Annotated in this window: 20 protein-coding genes; 5 read left to right on the top strand and 15 right to left on the bottom strand. The window is 69.5% G+C overall.

Annotation, left to right across the window (positions count from 1 at the left end; translation table 11 throughout):
* Positions 1-7: 7 nt before the first annotated feature.
* Positions 8-952, bottom strand: a complete 945-nt coding sequence (locus GON04_RS20475; protein ID WP_181653687.1) for a LysR family transcriptional regulator — start codon at positions 950-952, stop codon at positions 8-10.
* A 92-nt stretch (positions 953-1044) separates the two neighbouring features.
* On the opposite strand from GON04_RS20475, the gene GON04_RS20470 reads away from it, so the two are divergent.
* Genes GON04_RS20470 through GON04_RS20460 form a run of 3 tightly spaced genes read left to right on the top strand, consistent with a single transcriptional unit; the run spans position 1045 to position 4429 of the window.
* Entirely contained in the window at positions 1045-2880 is a 1836-nt protein-coding gene (locus GON04_RS20470) for a gamma-glutamyltransferase family protein (protein WP_157399842.1), read from the top strand.
* 33 nt (positions 2881-2913) lie between these two features.
* A complete protein-coding gene (locus GON04_RS20465; RefSeq protein ID WP_157399841.1) occupies positions 2914-3879 on the top strand; it encodes a Bug family tripartite tricarboxylate transporter substrate binding protein in 966 nt (321 codons plus the stop codon).
* Between the two features lie 4 nt (positions 3880-3883).
* A complete protein-coding gene (locus tag GON04_RS20460; RefSeq protein WP_232533159.1) occupies positions 3884-4429 on the top strand; it encodes a GAF domain-containing protein in 546 nt (181 codons plus the stop codon).
* Between the two features lie 9 nt (positions 4430-4438).
* Here the strand turns inward: GON04_RS20460 and GON04_RS20455 are convergent, their stop codons facing one another.
* Positions 4439-4918 carry an Lrp/AsnC ligand binding domain-containing protein gene (locus GON04_RS20455; RefSeq protein WP_157399840.1) on the bottom strand — a complete coding sequence of 160 codons (480 nt, stop codon included), beginning with the start codon at positions 4916-4918 and terminating at the stop codon, positions 4439-4441.
* Positions 4919-5016: 98 nt separating this feature from the next.
* Here GON04_RS20455 and putA point away from each other — a divergent pair, with 98 nt between their 5' ends.
* Positions 5017-8766 carry a trifunctional transcriptional regulator/proline dehydrogenase/L-glutamate gamma-semialdehyde dehydrogenase gene (putA, locus tag GON04_RS20450; RefSeq protein ID WP_181653686.1) on the top strand — a complete coding sequence of 1250 codons (3750 nt, stop codon included), beginning with the start codon at positions 5017-5019 and terminating at the stop codon, positions 8764-8766.
* 7 nt (positions 8767-8773) lie between these two features.
* On the opposite strand, the gene GON04_RS20445 is transcribed toward putA, so the two are convergent.
* Together GON04_RS20445 and GON04_RS20440 are read right to left on the bottom strand one after the other, a co-directional pair.
* Positions 8774-9742 carry a Bug family tripartite tricarboxylate transporter substrate binding protein gene (locus tag GON04_RS20445; protein ID WP_157399838.1) on the bottom strand — a complete coding sequence of 323 codons (969 nt, stop codon included), beginning with the start codon at positions 9740-9742 and terminating at the stop codon, positions 8774-8776.
* Positions 9743-9777: 35 nt separating this feature from the next.
* Positions 9778-10701 carry a dihydrodipicolinate synthase family protein gene (locus tag GON04_RS20440; RefSeq protein WP_157399837.1) on the bottom strand — a complete coding sequence of 308 codons (924 nt, stop codon included), beginning with the start codon at positions 10699-10701 and terminating at the stop codon, positions 9778-9780.
* A 144-nt stretch (positions 10702-10845) separates the two neighbouring features.
* Here GON04_RS20440 and GON04_RS20435 point away from each other — a divergent pair, with 144 nt between their 5' ends.
* Positions 10846-11787 carry a LysR family transcriptional regulator gene (locus GON04_RS20435; protein WP_157399836.1) on the top strand — a complete coding sequence of 314 codons (942 nt, stop codon included), beginning with the start codon at positions 10846-10848 and terminating at the stop codon, positions 11785-11787.
* A 79-nt stretch (positions 11788-11866) separates the two neighbouring features.
* Here GON04_RS20435 and GON04_RS20430 read toward each other — a convergent pair whose 3' ends face one another.
* From GON04_RS20430 to GON04_RS20375, 11 genes are all read right to left on the bottom strand, one after another.
* Positions 11867-12244: a C40 family peptidase gene (locus GON04_RS20430; RefSeq protein WP_370530019.1), complete on the bottom strand. Its 378-nt coding sequence runs from the start codon at positions 12242-12244 to the stop codon at positions 11867-11869.
* A gap of 252 nt (positions 12245-12496) precedes the next feature.
* The gene (locus GON04_RS26890; protein ID WP_157399834.1) at positions 12497-12760 is read right to left on the bottom strand and encodes a GDCCVxC domain-containing (seleno)protein; all 264 of its coding nucleotides are present in this window, start codon (positions 12758-12760) and stop codon (positions 12497-12499) included.
* A 474-nt stretch (positions 12761-13234) separates the two neighbouring features.
* Positions 13235-13582, bottom strand: a complete 348-nt coding sequence (locus tag GON04_RS20420; protein WP_157399833.1) for a DUF2200 domain-containing protein — start codon at positions 13580-13582, stop codon at positions 13235-13237.
* A 107-nt stretch (positions 13583-13689) separates the two neighbouring features.
* A complete protein-coding gene (locus tag GON04_RS20415; protein ID WP_181653685.1) occupies positions 13690-14832 on the bottom strand; it encodes a hypothetical protein in 1143 nt (380 codons plus the stop codon).
* Positions 14833-15040: 208 nt separating this feature from the next.
* Positions 15041-15490, bottom strand: coding sequence for a YgdI/YgdR family lipoprotein (locus GON04_RS20410; protein ID WP_157399831.1), 450 nt, complete (start codon positions 15488-15490; stop codon positions 15041-15043).
* A gap of 117 nt (positions 15491-15607) precedes the next feature.
* Complete coding sequence (locus GON04_RS20400; protein WP_157399829.1) at positions 15608-16342, bottom strand: phosphatase PAP2 family protein; 735 nt, start codon at positions 16340-16342, stop codon at positions 15608-15610.
* A 330-nt stretch (positions 16343-16672) separates the two neighbouring features.
* Positions 16673-17602: an SMP-30/gluconolactonase/LRE family protein gene (locus tag GON04_RS20395; protein WP_157399828.1), complete on the bottom strand. Its 930-nt coding sequence runs from the start codon at positions 17600-17602 to the stop codon at positions 16673-16675.
* 28 nt (positions 17603-17630) lie between these two features.
* Positions 17631-18605 (bottom strand): tripartite tricarboxylate transporter substrate binding protein, encoded by a 975-nt coding sequence (locus GON04_RS20390; RefSeq protein WP_157399827.1) that lies wholly within the window; start codon positions 18603-18605, stop codon positions 17631-17633.
* Between the two features lie 19 nt (positions 18606-18624).
* A complete protein-coding gene (locus tag GON04_RS20385; RefSeq protein ID WP_181653684.1) occupies positions 18625-19566 on the bottom strand; it encodes an NAD(P)-dependent oxidoreductase in 942 nt (313 codons plus the stop codon).
* A complete protein-coding gene (locus tag GON04_RS20380) occupies positions 19563-20243 on the bottom strand; it encodes an RraA family protein (protein WP_157399826.1) in 681 nt (226 codons plus the stop codon). Before GON04_RS20380 ends, GON04_RS20385 begins: the two co-directional genes overlap by 4 nt.
* Before the next feature lie 86 nt (positions 20244-20329).
* Positions 20330-21298, bottom strand: a complete 969-nt coding sequence (locus tag GON04_RS20375) for a Bug family tripartite tricarboxylate transporter substrate binding protein (RefSeq protein ID WP_157399825.1) — start codon at positions 21296-21298, stop codon at positions 20330-20332.
* Between the last annotated feature and the right edge of the window lie 85 nt (positions 21299-21383).

The raw sequence follows: 21383 nt of genomic DNA, 5'->3' as shown, positions 1-21383 counted from the left end.
GCGATCGTCAGCGCGGGGCCGCACGCGCGCGGCGCACCGCCTCGGCGATCTGGTCGATCAGGGCGCCGTTGCTCAGGCCCTCGAGCCGGACCAGCCCGATCGGCGGCAGGTTCCACTGCAGCCGCTGGGGCAGGACCCGGGCGCCGGCGGCATCCGCGAGCTCTGCCGCGATGTCGTCGGGCAGGATGGTGATGGCGTCCGGCAGCTGGCGCAGCAGCGATTTCAGCGTCTTCTCGGCGAAGGATTCGAGCACCGACGGGGGCTCGGGCTGCCCCGCCGACGCGAAGATCGTCCGGATCATGTCGCGGATCGGCGTCTCCAGCGGCGGCAGGATCCAGCGCATGGAGGCATAGGCCTCCCAGTCCAGCCCGCGCCGGGCCAGGCGCTTGGCCGCGGGGCCCGACATCACGATGCGGGGCTCCTGCTGGTACAGGTGCCGCAGCACGAGGCCGTCGCCCGACTTCACCGCCGTGAAGCGGCAGATGGCGCAATCGAGCTGCCGGTCCCTGAGCGCCTGCAGCAGGCGGTCGCTGGTGGATTCCTGCACCTCGAAGCGCAGCGCCGGCCGAAGGTCCAGCAGGTGGCGCCAGATCGCATCGTGCGTGGTGGTGGACAGGAAGGGGATGACGCCGATGCGCAAGGTGCCGCGGAACCCCGCCTCGACGGCCGCGAGATCGCGCTCGAGCGCCGCGGCATCGGCGAGCGAATGGTGGGCGCGGGCCAGGACCACTTCCCCGGCCGGCGTCGGTTCCAGTCCGCGCCGGCTGCGCACGAACAGGGGCGTCATGAAGATGCCTTCGATCTCGGCCAGCGCGCGGGTGACCGTCGGCTGCGCCAGGCCGAGGTGCTGGGCGGCGCGGCTCACGGACCCCTGCCGCTCGAGCTCGGTCAGCAGCGCGAAATGGCGCAGCTTCAGCCGCGTGGACAGCCGTTGCAGGTTGGGGCTCGGCATGCCGCGATGATACGTTTGGGTATAGCAAGCCATGCATGCATCCATCGAAAAACATGGCAGTTGAACTATGCGCCGTCGATACACTTGGCCGGATGTTCACCACCCGGCCCGAGATCACCGGCACCTTCGGCGTGGCCTCGTCCACGCACTGGCTCGCTTCGCAGACGGCGATGGGCGTGCTGGAACGCGGCGGCAACGCCTTCGACGCGGCGGTGGCCGCGGGCTTCGTGCTGCAGGTCGTGGAGCCGCACCTGAACGGCCCCGGCGGCGAAGTGCCGATCCTGTTCTGGAGCGAACGCGAGCGGCGCATGCAGGCCCTGCGCGGCCAGGGCAGCGCGCCGCAGCTCGCGACGCCCGAGGCGTTCCGTTCCCTGGGCTTCGAGCAGGTTCCGGGCATCGGCCTGCTGCCCGCCACCGTCCCGGCCGCGTTCCCGACGTGGCTCACCCTGCTGCGCGAGCAGGGCACCTGGGAGCTGGCGGACGTCCTGGCCCCGGCCATCGGCTACGCGCGCGACGGCTTCCCCATGCTGCCGCGGGCGGTGCAGGCCATCCTGGCGGTGCAGGAGCTGTTCAAGACGCATTGGCCGTCCTCGGCGGCGGTGTGGCTGCCCGACGGCAGGGTGCCGGCGCCCGGTGCCCTGCACCGGCTGCCCGAGCTGGCCGCCACCTACGAGCGCATCGTGGCCACCGCACAGCGCGAGGGCAGCGGCCGCACCGGCGTGATCGATGCCGCCATCCGTTGCTGGCAGCAGGGCTTCGTCGCGCGCGAGATCGACAGCTACTACCGCCAGCACGCCGTCCGGGACACGAGCGGCGACAACCATGCCGGCTTGCTGCGCTACGAGGACATGGCGCAATGGCAGGTGGAGGCGGAGGCGCCGCTCACCGGTTCCTTCGGGCGCTACACCGTCGCCAAGTGCGGCTTCTGGAGCCAGGGGCCCCTGTTCCTGCAGCAGCTGGGCATGCTGCGCCACGCCGACCTGGCCGCCCATGCGCCCCCGACCGCCGGCTTCGTGCACCGCATCGCGGAAGCGGCCAAGCTGGCGCTGGCGGACCGGCTGGCCTGGTATGGCGTCGCACCGGGCGCCGACCGCGCGGCGCAACAGGCGCTGCTCTCCGACGAGTACCTGCGGCAACGCTGGTCGCAGGTGGACCTGCAGCGCGCCTCGAACGAGCTGCGTCCGGGCTCGCCGGGCGGGCGCGCTGCGCAGCTGGCCGACCTGGCCGTCGCCGCCCGCACGCTGAAGGAAGCGGACACGCGCTTCGGGGTCGGCGAGCCGACCTTCGCCAACCTGCCGCCCGTGGCCGAGTGGGCCGATTGCGAGATCTTCGTCGGCGACACCTGCCACGTGGACGTGATCGACCGGCACGGCAACATGGTCGCGGCCACGCCGTCCGGCGGCTGGCTGTCGTCCAGCCCGGTCGTGCCGGGCCTGGGTTTCGCGATCAACACGCGCCTGCAGATGACCTGGCTCGACGCGGGCCTGCCCAATACCGTCACGCCGCGCGTGGCGCCCTGCACCACCCTGTCGCCGACGCTCGCGCTGCGGGACGGCGAGCCCTACATGGCCTTCGGTACGCCCGGTGGCGACCAGCAGGACCAGTGGTCGGTGGCCTTCTTCCTGCGCCATGCCGTGCATGGCATGGACCTGCAGGAGGCCATCGACGCACCGGCCTGGCACGTGAAGCATGCCCCCAGCTCGTTCTGGCCGCGCCAGACGGTGCTGAACACCCTGCAGCTCGAGTCCCGCTTCGCCCCGCAGGAGATCGACCAGCTGCGTGCCCTCGGCCACGTGGTGCAAGTGGGCGAGCCCTGGTCCGAGGGCCGCCTGTGCGCCGCCAGCCGCAGCACCGACGCGCAGGGTCGCCGCATCCTGCGCGCGGGCGCCAACCCGCGCGGCATGCAGGGCTACGCCGTCGGCCGCTGACCCGACCTACTGAACCTTCGAAGGAAACCATTCATGAGCCACCTCCTCCGCCGTACGTTCCTGGCCCTGGCACTGGCCGGCGCGACCCATGCCGCATGGGCCGCCTACCCCGACAAGCCCATCACCGTCATCGTGCCCTGGGCGCCGGGCGGATCGACCGACATCCTGGCGCGTGCCATCGGCGAACAGCTGACCAAGTCCATGGGCCAGGCGGTGGTCGTGGACAACCGCGCCGGCGCCTCGGGCAACATCGGTTCGCTGGCCGTCGCCAAGGCCAAGCCCGACGGCTACACGCTGCTGGTGGGCTCCATGAGCACCCACGCCATGAATCCCTTCCTCATGGCCAACATGCCGTTCAAGGGCGCGGACGACTTCACGCCCATCGCCCTGGTCGCCAACGTGATCAACACGATGGTGATCCACCCCTCGGTCCCCGCCACCAACCTGCGCGAGTTCATCGCCTACGCCAAGGCCAACCCCGGCAAGCTCGCCTACGCCTCCGCCGGCGGCGGTTCCACCAACCATCTCAGCGCCGAGATGTTCAAGAAGGCGGCCGGCATCGAGATGCTGCACGTGCCCTACAAGGGCGGCGCGCCCGCGGTGCTGGCCACGGTGAGCAACGAGACGCAGGTGCTGTTCTCCGCCGGCACGCAGACGCTGCCGCACGTGTCCGCCGGCAAGCTGAAGCTGATCGCCGTGACCGAGCCCAAGCGCTCCAAGCTGCTGACCGACACGCCCACCGTCGCCGAGGCACTGCCCGGCTTCGACATGAGCGTCTGGTATGCCGTCTTCGGGCCGGCCGGCATGCCCCGCGACCTCGTCACCAGGCTCAACACGGAAATCAACAAGGCGCTCGCCCAGCCCGACCTGCGCAAGCGCATGGATGCCATCGGCGTGGAAGTCGTCAACAGCACGCCCGAGCAGCTGTCCGAGCAACTGAAGCAGGACACGCTGCGCTACGGCAAGCTGATCAAGGACCTGGCGATCAAGCTGGACTGACCCGATGCAGGTCCCTTCCGCTGCCGGCGCGGACAGCGGCGTGCTGCCGCTCGCCCTGTGCGAGACCCTCTGCGAGGCGCTGGGCCGCAACCCGGATCCGGCGCAGGCGCTGGCCGCCATCGAGGGCGCCCGGCAGGCGCTGCTCGGCCCCGGCCTGCTGACCGTGAACCTGGTCGCCACCGAGCCCGGTGATGCCCCGGGCGAGATCCATCTGCAGCGCGGCTGGTCGTCCGATCCGGCCGCCTACCCGGTGGGCGGGCGCAAGCGCAAGCTGCTCACGCCCTGGACCGAGCAGCTGCTGGTGCGCGGCGAGGTGTTCATCGGGGAAGGGGAGGGCGCCCTGGCGAGCGTCTTCGACGACCACGCGCGCATCGCCGCGCTGGGCCTCCAGGCGGTGATCAACGTGCCGCTGATCGAGGGCGGACGTTGCCGCGCGACCTTCAACGCGCTGGGCATGCGCCCGTGGTGGACACGCGAGGACATTGCGGTCGTGCGCCTGCTCGCCCTGCTGGCCGCACCGTTCGCGCTGCGCCTGCGGCCGGCTCCCTAGGCGACCGCCCTACGCCATGGGAATGTGCAGCTTGGAGGAGTTCTTGACCTCCTCCATCACGGCGTAGGTCCGGGTCTCCCGCACGCCGGGCAACTGCCACAGGACGGTGCCGGCGAAGGTGCGGTAGGCCTCCATGTCGGCCACGCGCGTCTTCACCAGGTAGTCGAACCCGCCGGCCACCATGTGGCACTCCAGGATCTCCGGGTGCACGTGCACGGCGGCGCGGAACTGCTCGAACACGTTGGGTGTCGTGCGATCCAGCAGGACCTCGACGAACACCAGCATCCCCGCACCCAGCAGCTTGGGGTCCAGGCGCGCCTCGTAGCCCTGGATGTACCCGTCGCGCACCAGGCGCTGCACGCGCGCGAGCACCGCCGTCGGGGACAGCGCCACCGCCTCGGCGAGCTTGAGGTTGGACATCCGCCCGTCGTCCTGCAGTTGCTGCAGGATGCGGCGGTCGGTCCGGTCGAGTTCGTCCAGGGAGGGCATGGATAGTGATTCGTTCGGCAGAGTCGTCGAAAGTCCGAGCAATATCCTAGCCAAAACCCGGACCATTGCCGATGTCCCCTGAACCAGCACACATCGCCATGCCGTCCGTCGCCGCGCCGCCTACCAGCACCTTCGAGCACTTCGTCGAACCCTCCAGCCTCGCTGCGTCCCCGCTGCGCCGGGCCATCACTGCCGCCTGCCGGGTGCCGGAGCCGCAGGCTGTCGCCAGCATCCTGGCGGATGCGCGCCTGCCGGACGGCATCCGGCAGGACAGCCACGCACTGGCCCTGCGGATCGCCCGCACGCTGCGCGAGCGCAAGGCCGGCACGGGACGCGCCGGCCTGGTCCAGAACCTTCTGCAGGAGTACGCGCTGTCGTCGCAGGAGGGCGTTGCCCTCATGTGCCTGGCGGAAGCCCTGCTGCGCATCCCCGACGCCGCCACGCGCGATGCGCTGATCCGCGACAAGATCGCCCAGGGCCAGTGGGTGTCGCACCTGTGGAAGAGCCCCTCGCTGTTCGTCAACGCGGCCACCTGGGGCCTGCTGATCACGGGCAAGCTGGTGTCGACCCACAGCGAGGCCGGCCTGTCCGCCGCCATCGGCCGGCTGGTGAGCCTCGGGGGGGAGCCCCTGATCCGCAAGGGCGTCGACATGGCCATGCGGATGATGGGCGAGCAGTTCGTCACCGGAGAGAACATCGACGAGGCGCTGCAGCACGCCAGGCCGCGCGAGGCGCAGGGCTTCCGCTACTCGTTCGACATGCTGGGCGAGGCGGCGATGACCGCCGGTGACGCGGCGCGCTACCTGCGCGACTACGAGACGGCCATCCATGCGATCGGCAAGGCCGCCGGCTCGCGCGGGATCTTCGAGGGACCGGGCATCTCGATCAAGCTGTCCGCCCTGCACGCGCGCTACAGCCGCGCGCAGTACGACCGCGTCATGGGCGAGCTCTACCCGGTGCTGGTGCGCCTGTGTTCCCTGGCCAAGCGCTACGACATCGGCCTGAACATCGATGCCGAGGAGGCCGAGCGCCTGGAGATCTCCCTCGACCTGCTGGAACGCCTTGCCTTCGAGCCGCAACTGGCGGGCTGGCAGGGCCTGGGCTTCGTGATCCAGGCCTACCAGAAGCGCTGCCCGTTCGTGATCGACTACCTGGTGGACCTGGCGCGCCGCAGCAAGCGCCGGCTGATGATCCGCCTGGTGAAGGGCGCCTACTGGGATTCCGAGATCAAGCGCGCGCAGATCGATGGCCAGGAGGGCTATCCGGTCTTCACGCGCAAGCCCTACACCGATGCCTCCTACCTGGCGTGCGCGCGCAAGCTGCTGGCGGCACCGGACGCGGTCTATCCGCAGTTCGCCACGCACAACGCGCACACGCTCGCGGCGATCCACGAGCTGGCCGGCCCGAGCCGCTACACCGCGCAGCAGTACGAGTTCCAGTGCCTGCACGGCATGGGCGAGCCGCTCTACGAACAGGTGGTGGGGGAGCCGGCCCAGGGCAAGCTCGGTCGCCCGTGCCGGATCTACGCCCCGGTCGGCACGCACGAAACGCTGCTGGCGTACCTGGTGCGCCGGCTGCTCGAGAACGGCGCCAACACGTCGTTCGTCAACCGCATCGCCGACCAGACGCTGTCCCTCGAGGAGCTGGTGCGCGACCCGGCTTCCGTCATCGACGAGTTCGCGGCCGCCGAGGGCGGGGTCGGCCTGCCGCATCCCGCCATCCCCCTGCCGCGGGACCTGTACGGCGCCACGCGCCGGAACTCCCAGGGCATCGACCTGACCAGCGAGATCCAGTTGCAGGAATTGGCCGAAGCATTCCGGGCCCAAGCGCGCTCGCCTGCCCAGGTCCGGCCCATGCTGGAGCAGGACACCGAACCGGGGGACCGGCTGCCGGTGACCAACCCGGCCAACCGCACGGACAGGGTCGGCTCCCTTCGCGAGGCGACTGCCGGCGAGGTGGAGCTCGCACTGCGCAGCGCTGCCGAAGGTGCGGCGACCTGGGCCGCCACGCCGGCGGCCGAGCGCGCACGGATGCTCGAGTCGGCCGCGGAGCGCCTCGAGGCCGACATGCCCCGTCTGATGGCCATCCTGATCCGCGAGGCCGGCAAGACGGCTTCCAATGCGGTCGCCGAGGTGCGCGAGGCGGTGGATTTCCTGCGCTACTACGCGCGCCAGGTGCGCGAGCACTTCGAGGAGATAACGCACCGGCCGCTCGGGCCCGTGGTCTGCATCAGCCCGTGGAACTTCCCGCTCGCCATCTTCATGGGGCAGGTGGCGGCTGCACTGGCCGCCGGCAACACCGTGCTGGCCAAGCCGGCGGAGCAGACGCCCCTGATTGCCGCCGAGGGCGTGCGTGCGTTGTGGGCCGCGGGCGTCCCCCGTTTCGCGGTGCAGCTCGTGCCCGGCCAGGGCGCCGTCGTGGGCGCCAAGCTGGTGGCGGATGCGCGGGTGCGGGGTGTCCTCTTCACCGGCTCGACCGAGGTGGCGCGCATCCTGCAACGGACGGTTGCGGGGCGCGTGGATGTCAGCGGCCGCGCCATCCCCCTCATCGCCGAAACCGGCGGGCAGAACGCGATGATCGTCGACTCGTCGGCGCTGGCCGAGCAGGTGATCGGTGACGTCCTCGTCTCCGCATTCGACAGCGCCGGACAGCGCTGCTCCGCCTTGCGCGTGCTGTGCGTGCAGGAGGAGGCCGCCGATCGCGTGCTGGACATGCTGCTGGGCGCGATGGCGGAGCTTCGCGTCGGCAGCCCGGACCGCCTCGCGACGGACGTCGGTCCCGTCATCGATGCCGAAGCCCGGGACAACATCGACCGCCACATCGACGCGATGCGAGCCAGGGGCCGGCGCGTTCACCAGCTGGCCGGGCGCAGCGAGCATCCGCTGCAGGCGGGCACCTTCGTGCTGCCGACGCTCATCGAGCTCGACAGCGTTTCCGAGTTGCAGAAGGAGGTGTTCGGCCCGGTGCTGCACTTCGTGCGATTCAAGCGGGCCGACCTCGACGGCCTGCTCGCCCAGATCAACGGAACCGGCTACGGCCTGACCATGGGCCTGCACACGCGCATCGACGAGACGATCGCCCGGGTGGTGCAAGCGGCGCACGCGGGCAACGTCTACGTGAACCGCAACATGGTCGGCGCCGTGGTGGGCGTGCAGCCCTTCGGCGGGGAAGGCCTCTCGGGCACGGGCCCCAAGGCGGGCGGCCCGCTCTACCTGTATCGCCTGCTGTCCCGCCGCCCGGAGGACGTGCTGGCCCGTGCCGTCGACCGCGATGGCGCGGGGGGATCGGATGCGCAGCGATACGAACCCGCTGCCTTGCGGGCCCTGGTCGCCTGGGCTGCGTCGACGAAGGACCCCGTCTCCGCGGCGTGCGCGCGCCTGGGCGCCCTGGCGCGGCCGGGGGGCTCGCTCGAGCTGCCGGGCCCCACTGGCGAGCGGAACATCTATACGCTGGCTCCGCGCTCCAGCATCCTGTGCCTGGCGAGCCGCGATGCCGACCGTCTCGTGCAGCTCGCCGCCGTCCTGGCCGTGGGAAGCCGCGCGGTCTGGCCCGTCGAAGCGGCCGATCTCCTGCAGCACCTTCCCGCCGAAGTGCAGTCGCAGGTGGTGCTGGCACGTGACTGGTCGGCTCGCGAAGTCTCCTTCGACTCGGTGCTGCTGCACGGGTCCACCGAGGAGCTCGGTCGGGTGCAGCAACTGCTCTCCCGTCGCGATGGCCCGGTCGTCAGCGTCGAGCGCCTGCAGCCGGGCGAGACGTCCGTTCCGCTGGAGCGGCTGGTGATCGAACGGGCCCTGAGCATCAACACCGCGGCGGCGGGCGGCAATGCATCGCTGATGTCCATCGGCTGAAGCACCATCACTCCGGCCGAAAGCCCGCGCTCCTGAGCAGCTCGGTGGCCTGGCTGACTTCCGCGGCGATGAAGCGCCGGAACTGCTCGGGCGTCTCCGTCACGGGCTCGATGCCCAGGGACGCGAAGGCGCCGGACTTGCCCAGCTCCTTCACGGCCGCATTGATGGCTTCGTTGAGGACCGTGACCCGCTCCGGAGGCAAGCCGCGCGGCGCCCACACGCCATACCAGGAGGCGTAGGCGAAGTTCGCGACGCCGCTCTCCTGCACCGTCGGCACGCCCGGCGCGAGCGCGCTGCGCTTGGCGGACGTGATCGCGATCGGCCGCACCTTGCCGGCCGTGGCCAGCGGCAGCAGCGACACCATGGAGTCGAGCAGCAGGTCGACGTGGCCGCCGCCAACGTCCACCAGCGCCGGCTGCGTGCCCTTGTAGGCCACGTAGGTGAAGCGCACGCCCGCTTCCTTGGCCAGCAGCAGCGTGGCCAGGTGGCCCGGTGCGCCGGCGGCGGGAATGGCCGCCGTCCACTTCTCGGGTTCCTGCCGGGCCGCGGCGAGGACGTCGCCGAGCTTGTGCTGCGGATGGCGGGGCGCCAGCACCAGCATCAGCGGCGCCTCGCCCACGCGCGCCACCGGCACGAAGTCCGTCTGCGGGTCATAGGGGGAGCTGTTCATGACCTGCCTGGCGAGCACGTGCGTCGCGGCGGAGAACAGCAAGGTGGTGCCGTCGGCCGGGGCCAGTTGCACCGCCTTGCCTCCGACGGTGCCGTTGGCGCCCGCCTTGTTCTCCACGATCACGGTCACGCCAAGCTGCTTGCGCATCTGCTCCGCCAGCCGTCGCGCCGCGCTGTCGACGCCGCCGCCGGCGGCGAACGGCACGACCAGCTTGAGCGTCTGCCCCGATTCCGGGAACTTCGCGGCGTGGACGGTCGGGAGCAGGCCGCAGAGGGCGGCCGCGGCAATGATCTGTATCGGTCTCATGGTGTCTCCTCGGGTCCGCGGCCGCATGTCCGCGCTCAGTCCACCAGGCCCGCCGACCGCAAGGCCTCGGCGATCTCGGCGTCGGCACCGGCCGCCAGCGGCAGCAGCGGGCTGCGCACGGTGGCGTGTTCCAGGATGCCGCGCGCCACCAGCCCGTGCTTGAGGGCGACCGTGCCTTCCATGTGTGAGCCGCGGTGGTACACGGTCTTCGTGACGGGCAGCAGGCGATCGTGGATGGCGCGCGCCTTCTTGTAGTCCCTGGCCTTGCCGGCGGCGATCAGCTCGATCAGCGGCTCGGGCGTGAGGCCGCCGTAGCCGACCAGCGCGCCGTCGACGTCGAACATCGTGTGCAGCAGGTACTCGTCATGGCAGGTCAGGATCTGCAGCTCGGGACGCTCGCGCCGGATCACCGGGATCTCGGTGTCCCAACGGCGCATGTTGCGCACGCCGTTCTTCATCGCGAACACGCCCGGCTGCGCCGCGATCTCGAGCTGCGTCGCCAGGTCGTACGTGGCCTTGGTGGCATCCGGGTACTGGAACAGGATCAGGGGCAGGCCGCTCTCCTCGTAGATCGCGCGATAGCGGTCCTGCGGCGCACCCTTCTGGTAGCCGAAGCGCAGCCAGCCGTGCGACGGATACACCAGGCCCGCCTTGGCGCCCGCCTTGACGGCGCGCTTGGCTTCCTCGACGGCGACCTTGGTGCCTTCCAGGGTGATGCCGGCGATGATGGGCAGCTTGCCGTCGACCGACTCGGAGAAGCTGCGGATCACGCCGGCCTGCTCGTCGGCCGTCATGAAGGTGCCTTCGCCGGCATGGCCGAGGACCGTGAGGCCCTTGACGCCATCGAACTTGCCGAGCCAGGAGCCCAGGCGCCGGATGGCTGCGTGGTCGACTTCGCCCGCGCGGGTGAACGGGGTGACGGGGGCGGGCACGAGGCCGCGGAGATCGAGGGCTTGCATGGTGGGGTCCTTTCGGTGGGGTGGTCGCTTGGCAGGAATCGCTTCGGCGTGGAAAGGACTGTAGAAACCGGGCCGATTCGCGCCTAGAGTCGCATCCGAGCTTTCAGACTTGCCTCATTCGGCATGGCTGCGACCGGAGGACCCATGGACGTTGCGAGCGTGAAGCTCTTCCTGGAGGTGGCTGAGGCAGGCAGCCTCAGCAAGGTGGCCGCCCGGCGGCAGACGGTGCAATCGCACATCAGCCGGCAGGTGAGCGACTTCGAGTCGCGCTGCGGCGGCAAGTTGTTCCGGCGCACCGGGCGCGGCGTCACGCTGACCGACTTCGGCGAACTCGCCGTCGCCCGGCTGCGGCCGTGGCTGCAGGAGACGGAGCAGATCGCCGAGGCGCTGCGTTCCGAGTCAGGCCTGCTGCTCGGACAGGTGCGGCTGGGGATCATTCCCTCGGCCGCGCATCCGCTGATGACCCGGCTGTTCGAGCGCCTGCAGGCGCAGCACCCGGGCATCCGCCTCGACATCGCCGAAGCACAGGGCGCGGAGCTCGATGCGATGCTCGATGCCGGCGTGGTGGACCTGGCGATCCTGTTCCGCTTCCAGCGTCCGAGCGGGCGGGAGGAGCGGTTGCTGAGCGTGGCGCACACCTACCTGGTGTCCGCTCCCGGCGATGCGCTCACGGCGCAGGCCACCTTGCCCTTCACGACACTGCAGGGACTGCGTCTGGTCCTGCCGCGCCGTCCCAGCCATTGGCGCAATGCGCTCGACGAGAGCGCGCGCAGCCTCGGCTTCAAGCTGGAGCCGATCGTCGAAGCGGACTCGCTGACGGTGCAGAAGCAACTGGTGGCGCACGCGCGCGGGGTCTACTCGATCCTGGGCCCGTTCTCGATCGCCGCCGAACTGCGCGCCGGCACGCTGCAAGCCACGCGACTGGTGCGACCAGACCTGACACGGCACGTGACGCTGGCCTTCCCCAGGCAGGGCAAGCTGTCACCGGCCTGCCGCGCCGTGGCGGAGATCGTTCAACAGCTGGTGGCGGGATGGGGGGACCAGTTGACGGACCCGGTCCTGGCCGCCAAGGCGCGGAAGACATGAGGCGCGTGGGGGTCGGCCTCGGATCGCTCGCGAGGTCGAACATCAGCGACCTGCGTCCGAGGCGTGACGGCGAAGACGATCAGGCCCGGCGGTAGTCCAGCAGCCGGGTCTTCCAGTACCGCTCCTGGATCCTGTTCAGGCGAACGGTTCCCCCGGTGCTTGGGGCGTGGACGAAGCGCGACTCGCCGGCGTGGATGGCCGCGTGCGACGGAGAACCGTCGCTGCCGAAGATCACGAGGTCTCCTGCGCGCAGGTCACTTTCATTCACGGACTGCCCCCAGCGAGCGATCTGCGCGACCGTCCGCGGCGGTGCAATCCCGGCCGATCGCCAGTACACGTAGCCGATCAGGCCGCTGCAATCGAATCCGGCCTCTGGCGTGTTGCCGCCATACCGGTAGGGCGTCCCCACCAGGCCCAGAGCCAGGAACGCGGCTTCCCCGGCCTGCAGGTCCGACATGGGGGAGGGCCCTGGAAAGGCGGAGCCCTGGCGGCCATCCCTGGGTGGCGCACTGCAGCCGGCCAACGTGGCCACGGCCAGCCAACCCGCGCCGGCGACCAGTCCTCTCCTGCTGACATCCATGGGGCCGATCGTAGTGCAGCACCGGCATCGTTGTCACTTCCGAGGCCCTGCTGCCTCACGTTCGACATGTGCGGTGGATTCCAGCGTGCGAAGCGCGCTGGAATCCACCGCTCGATGGAAGGGGCAGGGTCAGGTTGCTGCGTCGTCGCGGAGGGAACTGCCGCAGCAGCCGCCAGACACCTGAACGGGTGGGCAAGCCACGGTGCCATACGAACAGAACACGCAGCAGTGGCCGGGCTTGGGGCGAAGGACGGCTTGGCAGTGCGTGCACTGATGGAAATACACGCACGCGTTCTCGGGCATGACTTCAGTCGACACATGGCCGCAGTTCGGACACGTGAGCGCAGATTCGAGGATGATCTGCACGTCCGAGCGGGTCTGCAACGTAGTCATGGCGCACCCTGGAAGGAGGGGTGCATTCTGCGCCCGCCGCCGCAATGGCAGTCGTCGTGACGCCTGACGTGGATGTGACCGGCGCACCATCGACATGCGACAGGTTCGTCTCAGGCCTGCCGCATCTCAGTCGGCACAGCCTGACCGGGGCGCAGACATCGACAGGCCCGGCATGAGTGGCCTGGAGGGCCATCCGCGAGGCATATCCAGTCCAGCACCAGGCCGTCGTTCGTGGCGCCGGCGCGACGCGCCATCACCGTTTCGACGGGTCGCACCGCCGCTGCCCAGAAAATGAGCAACCCGTGGGAAGCCAATGCAGGCGCGGCCTGGCGCCGAATTCCACACGCTTGTCCACACACTTCCCCACGCCGGCCGTGGACAGTGCGGTCACGGGGATGTGGTAGGCGCCCCAGGCCGTCCACAGCCCCGACCCGCGCCGTCGGCCCTGGCCCCCGGCCTTGCGCACCACCGGCCCTAGCGGAGAACGGTCTCCATCTTCTTGCCCTTGGCGAGCTCGTCGACCAGCTTGTCCAGCTGGCGGATCTTCCGCATCAGTGGATCCTGGATCGTCTCCACCCGCACGCCGCAGACCACGCCCTGGATCAGGGAACTGTTCGGATGCATGGCGGGAGCCTGCGCAAAGAAGGTGGCGAAGTCGCTTCCCTTGTCGATCTGCTGCTGCAGTCCCGCCGCGTCGTAGCCGGTCAGCCAGAAAATGACCTGATCGACTTCTTCCTTCGTGCGGTTCTTGCGTTCCGCCTTCTGGACATACAGCGGGTAGACCTTCGCGAAGGCTGTCGTGAAAATCCGGTGGTTGGACATCATCCACTCCCTTCCGTGCACCGGGTGCAGCCTGCATGCAAGCCGGCCGAGCCGTTGACGTGAGATGAGGGCGGGATCATAGGCCTGTGAACGACGCCAGGCCACGCCTAAGCCTTGCGGACTTCCCGCAGCCACCGTTTCGTGGCCTCCACGTCCAGCAACGACTTCGTCTGGCGACGCAGGAGCAGCACCTCGGCCCGCAACCGCTGAACCTCGGACGAGACGATCCGATCGGCCTTGCGCGGCTGCAGGCCCACCCCGGGCGCGATGCCCGCAGCCGCCCGGAACGTGGCCTCGAGATGGCGCGTTTCCGACTGCAGGTCCGCCAGTTGCTCCTGCAGCACGCTGATGTAGTGCTGCAGGCGCCGCTGGTCCGCGGCAGCCGCGTGCGCCGCATCGACCTGCTCTGCCTCGAGCTGCAGCCCCAGCAACGCCAGAAGGTTTCCGTCGGCGTACGCCTGGTTGGCCTGCTGCATGAGCACCGTCTTGCGCTGGCGCTGTTGCGAATCCGGCTCGCGGTCCGGGTGCAGTGCGCTGGCGACCCGTCGGTAGACGTCGCGCAGCGACTGCGACACCTCCTGCGCCGCCTGACGACGGCGCTTCGAGTCCTGTTCTGCACGACGCTTCGCCGACCGTTCTTCGCGTCGGGCGGCGGCGCTGGCGGCCTGCCGCTCCCAGTCCGGCTCCAACTCCTCCAGGACGGCTTCGTCGGCGGCGGCGTGGCCGGCATCTTCCCGGGTCGACGGCACGGAAGTCGAGCCGTGCCCATGCCGGCTCAGGACGGCCGCCATCTCGCCGTCGTCCTCCACCGCCAGGAGCGCCGTGGCGGCTTCGTGGAACATCTCGCCCAACTGCTCACGTTCAGCGCGCGCCAGCCCGGGCTGCAGGCTCGCGTGGTCGAGCGCGAACACCCATTGCCGCCACGCGGCATGCAGCTCGCGACGCACGGGCTCGCGCAATTGCTGGTACCGCGCCAACCTCTCCTTCCACTCGGCGAGGGCGGCGCTCCACTGCCCGACCTCTTGCACGAGGGTGTTGAAGCGGCGCTGCTGTTGCGCCAGCACGGGGTCGGCGGCGTCCGGCTGGATCTGCAGCGGGAGGAGGGTGGCGTCGTGCAACTTCACCTGCGGAAAAGTTGATGCAGAACTGGGGCACCAGGGGCGCGAAACGATGGTGCGAAACGGGGATGGCAGGCCGACCGAGAGCGTGCCGGTCGGAGTCAATGCGCGCGACTGGATCTCGGTGCACACTGCTCCATGTGCCCCAGCAGGCCTTCGATCTGGAGACGTCTGGTTTTGGGCTAGAGGCAGTCCTTCAGGACGGCGACCGCTACGTCTCGCCACCACCTCAATTTTGCACGGGGAAATGCCTGCGGCCGGATCCGAATCCTCAGAAAGGGTTCACATCCGGCCGCAGTGCGAGGGAAGGCCGGCCGGCGATCCAGCCTGCCACTCCTGATCAGGACTTCCGGTCGGCCGGCTTCGGCTCCGCTGTCGCTGCCGCGGGCGTCGATGTCGGCGCGAGCGTCGGCTGGCCGGGGATCGGGCAATTCTTTTGGTTCATGACGTTGGCGAGGTGCACCTTGCGCGAGTCGGCTGCCGAGATCGCCTCGTTTGCGTTGGACATGGTTCCCAGGATTGCGGGCCAGAAGAACAGCGCACGTACGACGTTCCCGCCGGTCATGCCCTTCTCTTTGTCAGCTTCGTCACGGAATTTCTGGACGTCCGCGTACTCGTTCTGCAACTGGGCGCAGGCCAAGCCTGTGTCCCCCGGCTTGACAGTCTGCACGACGGTGGGGGATGCGCAGCCGGCCAGCACAGTCGCCGCGAACAGGATTGAAAGATGTCGCAAATCGCCCTCTCGAACTAATGAGGGCTGGATCGTCGAGGTGGTGTAAGGAAATGTCAATGCGAGAGCAGAGTGAGTGGTACTCGAACAACGCCGCTCTCGTTCAGACGCCTCGCTCGAGGGCGCAAGGTTTGACCGGGACGCATGACTGCTCCTGGCCGCCAACAGCCGCCAGAGCTACAAGCCGACCAGCGCCTTGCCCAGCTTACCCAGACCCGCGACCAGGTCTCGCGTGTTCTCGAAAAGTTCTGCAACCTGGTAGGTGACGAGGAAGCTCACCGGATAGAAATACTGCGGCGCGGATTCCGACCAACCTCGAACCCGGGCGGTCAGGCGTCCGCCCACGAGCAGACGGTTCCCTGCGGCGCTGATCGCGCCACCCAGCAGGCCACCGACGACAAGGTCGCTCAGGAAGTGCAATCCCAGGTAGAGGCGCGGAAAGGCGATGGCCATCGTCACGTAGGCGAACACCAGCAGCCCCAGCTTCCGGCTCACGAAGGCCAGTCCCACCGCCAGCGCGAAGAACAAGGTCGCGTGGTCGCTGGGAAAGGAGCTGAGCCCGTCGAGCGCCGTGACCGCCACCCCGTAGGGCAGTGTCCAGTCGAGCGCCCTGGTGTGCAGCGGGCGCTCCCGGAAGGGCAGCAGCAGGATCATCAGGCGCACCACGGCCAGGGCCGCACCGCAGCTGGCCAGCGTGGCGATCACGTGATCGCGCGATGCATCGGCGAGAGCCCGCGGTCCTCTGCGGAACCAGGCCCACCAGAGCAGGCCCATCAGGAGGGCGCCCTTGAAAAGATGGTTGACCGACAGGAAGGCCAGTGACTGGTCGAACGCCCAGGAGCGCCGTGCGAACCCGTTCAGGTAGGTCGAAACGGGGAAGTCGAGCGCGTTCAGCGCGTCCAGCGCGGACATCCGATTCCTTTCGCCGGAGCGTCAGCGCCTCCGCGGTTCGTTATAGCAGCGGTGCTTCGGGTCAAGGCTCATACCAGTTGCGGAGGTGCGAACGGGTGCATCAGCCCAGGATGCAACCTCCGGTTCTGGCTGAAGCAGGAACCTTGCCAATCACCCGGTGCCGGTAGACTCGACGGCGTGAGTGCATCGGCCTTCTTCGCGCAAATCGAGATCTGGACCTGGCGGGTGGGTGTCTTTGTCGTCCTGAACGTCCTGGACGATCCGGCCTGGCTCGCGCTGATCTTCTGCTGATCGGCCAACCCCCGGGCCACCCGGGCCCATGCCTGTCGGCTAGGTGCCGGATGCCGTCGAGCCGGGCAGCGCAAGCCCTGGAACGTCCAGGTCGGCGTACAGCACATCCCCGTGCGTCGAGTCGGTGACGAACAGTCGACGCCGGTCCGCCCCGCCGAAGGCGATGTTGGTGGTCGATGCGCCTTCGGGGCCCCGCAGCAGCCACACGGGTTCCGCGCGGGCGTTGAGGATCCAGACGTAGCCGAGCCCCGGGTTGGCCACCACGAGCCGCCCCTGGGTGTCCATTGCCAGCCCGTCCGGGCCGCTCGGACCGTAGGAGGTGAAGAACTGGCTGACTTTCGCGACGCTGCCGTCGGCCAGGAGGGGAACGCGCCAGACGCAGTTCCCGCGCGTCACCGCCAGATAGAGAACCGATTCGTCGGGCGACAGGCACACGCCATTGGGGCTCGGCACGTTGGACAGCAGCAGGTCCAGCTGGCCGGAGGGCCGCAACCGGTACAGCCGCCCGGTCGGGTCGTGCAGACCGGTCTGGCCCTGGTCGGTGAAGTACAGGTTGCCGCTGCGGTCGAACACCAGGTCGTTCACCCCGCGGAAGTGCTCCGTGTTGCGCCGCTCCAGGAACCCGCGCACCTGCCCGGAGGCGATGTCCAGCCGCATCAGGCCGTTCTTGTAGTCGGTGATGAGCAACGTGGCACCGTCCAGGAACTTCATGCCGTTCGGCTCGCCGTCGTACTCGGTCACCAGCGCCCAGTTGCCCGCCGGGTCGATGCGGAAGATGCGGCCGAACGGGATGTCGGTCACGTACAGGTTGCCGCCGCCGTCGAAGACCGGCCCCTCGAGGAACGAATCCGTGGGACGGCCCGGGCGGTTGGCGCCGGCCCACACGCTGCTGGTGCGGGTGCGGAAGCGCTCCGGCAGCGTCGTGAAGCGCGCCAGTTCGCGCACCTGGGGAGGGTGGAGGAGGAACATCGTCAGATCCTTGCCGATCCAGCCCTGCTCAGTCCAGCTTGATGCTGCCCTTGCGCACGACCTCGCCCCACTTGGCGTCTTCCTTCTTCAGGAAGTCGGCGAACTGCGCCGGCGTCGAGCCGATCGGCTGGGCGCCCACGTCACTGAAGCGCTTCTTCACCTCTTCGTCCTGCAGCGACTCGGTCACCGCCTTCTGCAGCCTGGCCACGATGTCCGCCGGGGTGCCCGCCGGCACGAACACGCCATGCCATTCCGACGCCTCGTAACCCGGAAGGACCGCTTCCGCGACAGTCGGGACATTGGGCAGGCGCGGCGACCGTTTGGCCGAGGAGATCGCCAGGGCACGCAGCTTGCCCGAGTCGATGAGGGGCGAGGCTGCGGCGACGGTGCCGAACATGAAGTCGACCTGGCCGCCCATGACGTCCGTGATGGCCGGACCGCCACTCTTGTAGGGGACGTGCACCATGTCGAGGTTCAGCTCCTGCCGGAACAGTTCGGCGGCGAGGCGCTGCACGGTGCCGCTGCCGCCGGAGGCGAAGTTCACCTTGCCCGGCTGCGCCTTGGCCTTTGCGATCAGGTCCTTCACGTCCTTGTAGGGCGCGTCGGCCTTGACGATCAGGACGTTGGGCGCCAGCGACACCAGCGAGAGCGGCTGCAGCGCAGTGGCCGCATACGGCATCTTGGGGAACAGGTGCGGGTTGATCGAGTACGGGGTCGCGTCGTACAGCATCGTGTAGCCGTCGGCCTGGGCTCTGGCGACGGACGCCGCACCGATGGTTCCGCTGGCGCCGGCCCGGTTGTCCACGACGACGCTGGTGCCGAGCCTGGCACCCACGCGCGAAGCCAGCACGCGGGCCAGCGCATCGGCCGCACCGCCCGGCGCATAGGGCACGACGATGGTAATCGGCCGCTCCGGCCAGGCGGCGTGCGCCAGGGATGCGGCGGCGAGGGCGCAGGCGGCCACGACGAGGCGGCGCGCGCGGGCGAACGAAGACAGATGCATGACGACCTCCTTGCCGGCCTCAGGCGTGCGCGGCGACGGCGGACTGTGCCAGCACGGCGAGCACGTTGCGCGCGGCGCCCACGCCCATGTTCACGTAGGCATCACCCGTGACCCCCCCGATGTGGGGGCTGAGGATGATGTTGGGCTCGCCGTGGAAGCGATGGGGCGCCGTCATCGGCTCCACCGCGAAGCTGTCCAGTCCGGCGCAAGCCACCTGGCCCGAGCGCACCGCCTTCAGCAGGGCGGCTTCGTCCACCAGGCCACCGCGGGCGGTGTTCACCACGATCACGCCCCGCTTGCAGACCGCCAGCGCCGGCGCATTCAGCATCTCGCGGTTCTCCGCCGTCAGCGGGCAGTGCAGCGAAATGGCGTCGGACTCGCGCCAGATCGTCGCCAGGTCCACCGGCCGGATGAAGGCCGGCAAGCTGGCCGCGAAGGGGTCGAAGCCGATCACCTTCATGCCCATGGCGTCGCACATGCGGGCGAAGCGCTGGCCGATGGCTCCCAGGCCCACCAGGCCGATGGTGCGGCCGTGCAGTTCCACGCTCTTGTGCGTGGCCTTGTCCCAATGGCCGGCATGCATGCGCGCATTCAGGTGCGTGACCGACTTGGCGCAGGCGAGCAGCAGCGCCAGGGCCTGTTCGGCGACGGCCGCGGCGTTCGCGCCGACGGCGGCGCGCACCTCGATGCCGCGCGCCTTGGCCGCGTCCTTGTCGATCGTGTCCGTGCCGCTGCCGTGCTTGGAGATCACGCGCAGCGACGGCGCAGCGTCCATCACCGCAGCGCCGACCTTGCCGTAGCGCACGATGATCGCGACGGGATCGTGCTGGCGGCACAGCGCGACGAGGTCGTCTTCCTGCGGCGTCTTGCCGGCGTAGACGACATCAAGGTCCTTCAGCAGCTCGAGGGCCTGGGGTGCCAGGTCGGCACCCGTGACGATGAGGGTGCGGCGGCCGCTCACAGCGTCTCGCCTTGCTTCAGGACGCCGGCGGTGCGCAGCGCGGCGTCGAGCCAGGAGGCGGCGGTGTTGCCTTGCTTGATCGCAGCGATGCGTGCGGTCTCGTCTTCCACCTTCTTGCGTGCCAGCGGCAGCAGGCCTTCGACGCGCTCGCGCTCGATCGCGACCACGCCGTCGGCGTCGGCCACGATGAGGTCGCCGGAGCGCACCGTCACGCCGCCGATCGACACCGGATGGCCGATGCGGCCGGGAACGTTCTTGGTCGGGCCGTTCGGGTTGGTGCCGAACGAGAACACCGGGTAGTCCATCTCGTCGATCTCGAGGCTGTCGCGCACGGCGCCATCGATCACCACGCCGGCCAGGCCCAGCTGCTTGCAGGCGGTCATCATGATCGTGCCCATGAGCGCCGCGGTCTGGTCGGCCTTGCCGTCGATGACCAGCACGTCACCGGGCTTGGCCAGCGACATGGCGGCGTGGATCATCAGGTTGTCGCCGGGGCGCACCTCCACCGTCAGCGCGGGGCCGGCCAGCTTCATGCGCGGGCGCAGCGCCGCGATGCGGCCGTGCAGCGCGCCGCGGCGGCCGTTCACGTCGGCCAGGATGGCGGCCTGGTACTCGGAGGCCTGGCGCACCAGGGCGGGGGAGATGCGTGCGAAGTCGCGCAGGATGTCGGTGGTCATGTGGGTTCCCGTGGAGAAAGGAAGGGCCGGGCCCGGCCGTGGCGGGCCGGGCCAGAGGGTTCGGTCGCGGACCGAAGCAGGGGGCGTCAGTCGATCTTGGCGCCCGATTCCTTGACGATCTGCCCCCAGCGGGCCGCGTCGTCGTGGATCAATTTGGCGAACTGTTCGGGCGTGCTGCCGGCGATGTCGGCGCCCTGTGCACCGAGCTTCTTTTCCAGCTCGGGATCCTTCAGCGCCTTGTTGATGTCGGCGTTCAGCCTGGCGACCACGTCCTTGGGCAGGTTGGCCGGGCCCAGGATGCCGAACCAGGTGACGGCCTCGAAGCCCTTGTAGCCGGACTCCGCGATGGTGGGGACCTGGGGCACGTCGTCGGCGCGCTTGGCGGAGGTGACGGCGATCGGGCGCATCTTGCCGCTCTTGATGTGGCCCAGCAGGGTCGGAATGGACGACACATACAGCTGCACCTGGCCGCTGATGACGTCGGTGGCGCCCTGCGCCGCCCCCTTGTAGGGGATGTGGGTGAGCTTGATGCCCGCCACCTTCTGGAAGGATTCGGCGGCCAGGTGGGCGACGGTGCCGTTGCCCGAGGTGGCGAAGTTGATGCTGCCGGGCTTCTCTTTGGCCGCCTTCACCACGTCCGCCAGGGTCTTGTACGGCGAGTCGGCGGCGGTGACGATCACCAGCGGCGAACTGGCCACCAGGCTGATCGGCGTCAGGTCCTTCAGCGGGTTGTACGGCAGCTTGGCATAGAGCGTCGGGTTGATCGCCAGGTTGCTGGTCTGTCCCATCACCAGCGTGTAGCCGTCGGGCGCCGACTTGGCGGCGGCGTCCACGCCGATGTTGCCGCCGGTGCCCGGCTTGTTGTCGACGATGAAGGTGTAGCCGGGACCGGCGATCTTGTTCGCGACCTCGCGCGTGATGATGTCCGTGCCGCCGCCGGCCGGGAACGGAACGATCAGCCGGATGGGCTTGGCGGGCCAGGCCTGCGCCAGCGCGACGGTGGTGGTGAGGGAGGTGGCCGCGATGGCGAGCACCGCGCGGCGGGAAATCAGCATGGGGTTGTCTCCGGTACGGGGCGCCTTCCTGGCGCCTTGGTTGGAGCAACTTTAAGTGCGCGTTGCGCACCGTACAATGCCGTTT

The organism is Ramlibacter pinisoli (genome assembly GCF_009758015.1).
Lineage (GTDB): Bacteria > Pseudomonadota > Gammaproteobacteria > Burkholderiales > Burkholderiaceae_C > Ramlibacter > Ramlibacter pinisoli.
This window is presented reverse-complemented; position numbering and strand designations above follow the sequence as displayed.

Coding starts and splice junctions, on each gene's coding strand:
- GON04_RS20475 (WP_181653687.1), bottom strand. CDS start 952: ATGCCGAGCCCCAACCTGCAACGGCTGTCCACGCGGCTGAAGCTGCGC.
- GON04_RS20470 (WP_157399842.1), top strand. CDS start 1,045: ATGTTCACCACCCGGCCCGAGATCACCGGCACCTTCGGCGTGGCCTCG.
- GON04_RS20465 (WP_157399841.1), top strand. CDS start 2,914: ATGAGCCACCTCCTCCGCCGTACGTTCCTGGCCCTGGCACTGGCCGGC.
- GON04_RS20460 (WP_232533159.1), top strand. CDS start 3,884: ATGCAGGTCCCTTCCGCTGCCGGCGCGGACAGCGGCGTGCTGCCGCTC.
- GON04_RS20455 (WP_157399840.1), bottom strand. CDS start 4,918: ATGCCCTCCCTGGACGAACTCGACCGGACCGACCGCCGCATCCTGCAG.
- putA (WP_181653686.1), top strand. CDS start 5,017: ATGCCGTCCGTCGCCGCGCCGCCTACCAGCACCTTCGAGCACTTCGTC.
- GON04_RS20445 (WP_157399838.1), bottom strand. CDS start 9,742: ATGAGACCGATACAGATCATTGCCGCGGCCGCCCTCTGCGGCCTGCTC.
- GON04_RS20440 (WP_157399837.1), bottom strand. CDS start 10,701: ATGCAAGCCCTCGATCTCCGCGGCCTCGTGCCCGCCCCCGTCACCCCG.
- GON04_RS20435 (WP_157399836.1), top strand. CDS start 10,846: ATGGACGTTGCGAGCGTGAAGCTCTTCCTGGAGGTGGCTGAGGCAGGC.
- GON04_RS20430 (WP_370530019.1), bottom strand. CDS start 12,244: ATGTCGGACCTGCAGGCCGGGGAAGCCGCGTTCCTGGCTCTGGGCCTG.
- GON04_RS26890 (WP_157399834.1), bottom strand. CDS start 12,760: ATGACTACGTTGCAGACCCGCTCGGACGTGCAGATCATCCTCGAATCT.
- GON04_RS20420 (WP_157399833.1), bottom strand. CDS start 13,582: ATGTCCAACCACCGGATTTTCACGACAGCCTTCGCGAAGGTCTACCCG.
- GON04_RS20400 (WP_157399829.1), bottom strand. CDS start 16,342: ATGTCCGCGCTGGACGCGCTGAACGCGCTCGACTTCCCCGTTTCGACC.
- GON04_RS20395 (WP_157399828.1), bottom strand. CDS start 17,602: ATGTTCCTCCTCCACCCTCCCCAGGTGCGCGAACTGGCGCGCTTCACG.
- GON04_RS20390 (WP_157399827.1), bottom strand. CDS start 18,605: ATGCATCTGTCTTCGTTCGCCCGCGCGCGCCGCCTCGTCGTGGCCGCC.
- GON04_RS20380 (WP_157399826.1), bottom strand. CDS start 20,243: ATGACCACCGACATCCTGCGCGACTTCGCACGCATCTCCCCCGCCCTG.
- GON04_RS20375 (WP_157399825.1), bottom strand. CDS start 21,298: ATGCTGATTTCCCGCCGCGCGGTGCTCGCCATCGCGGCCACCTCCCTC.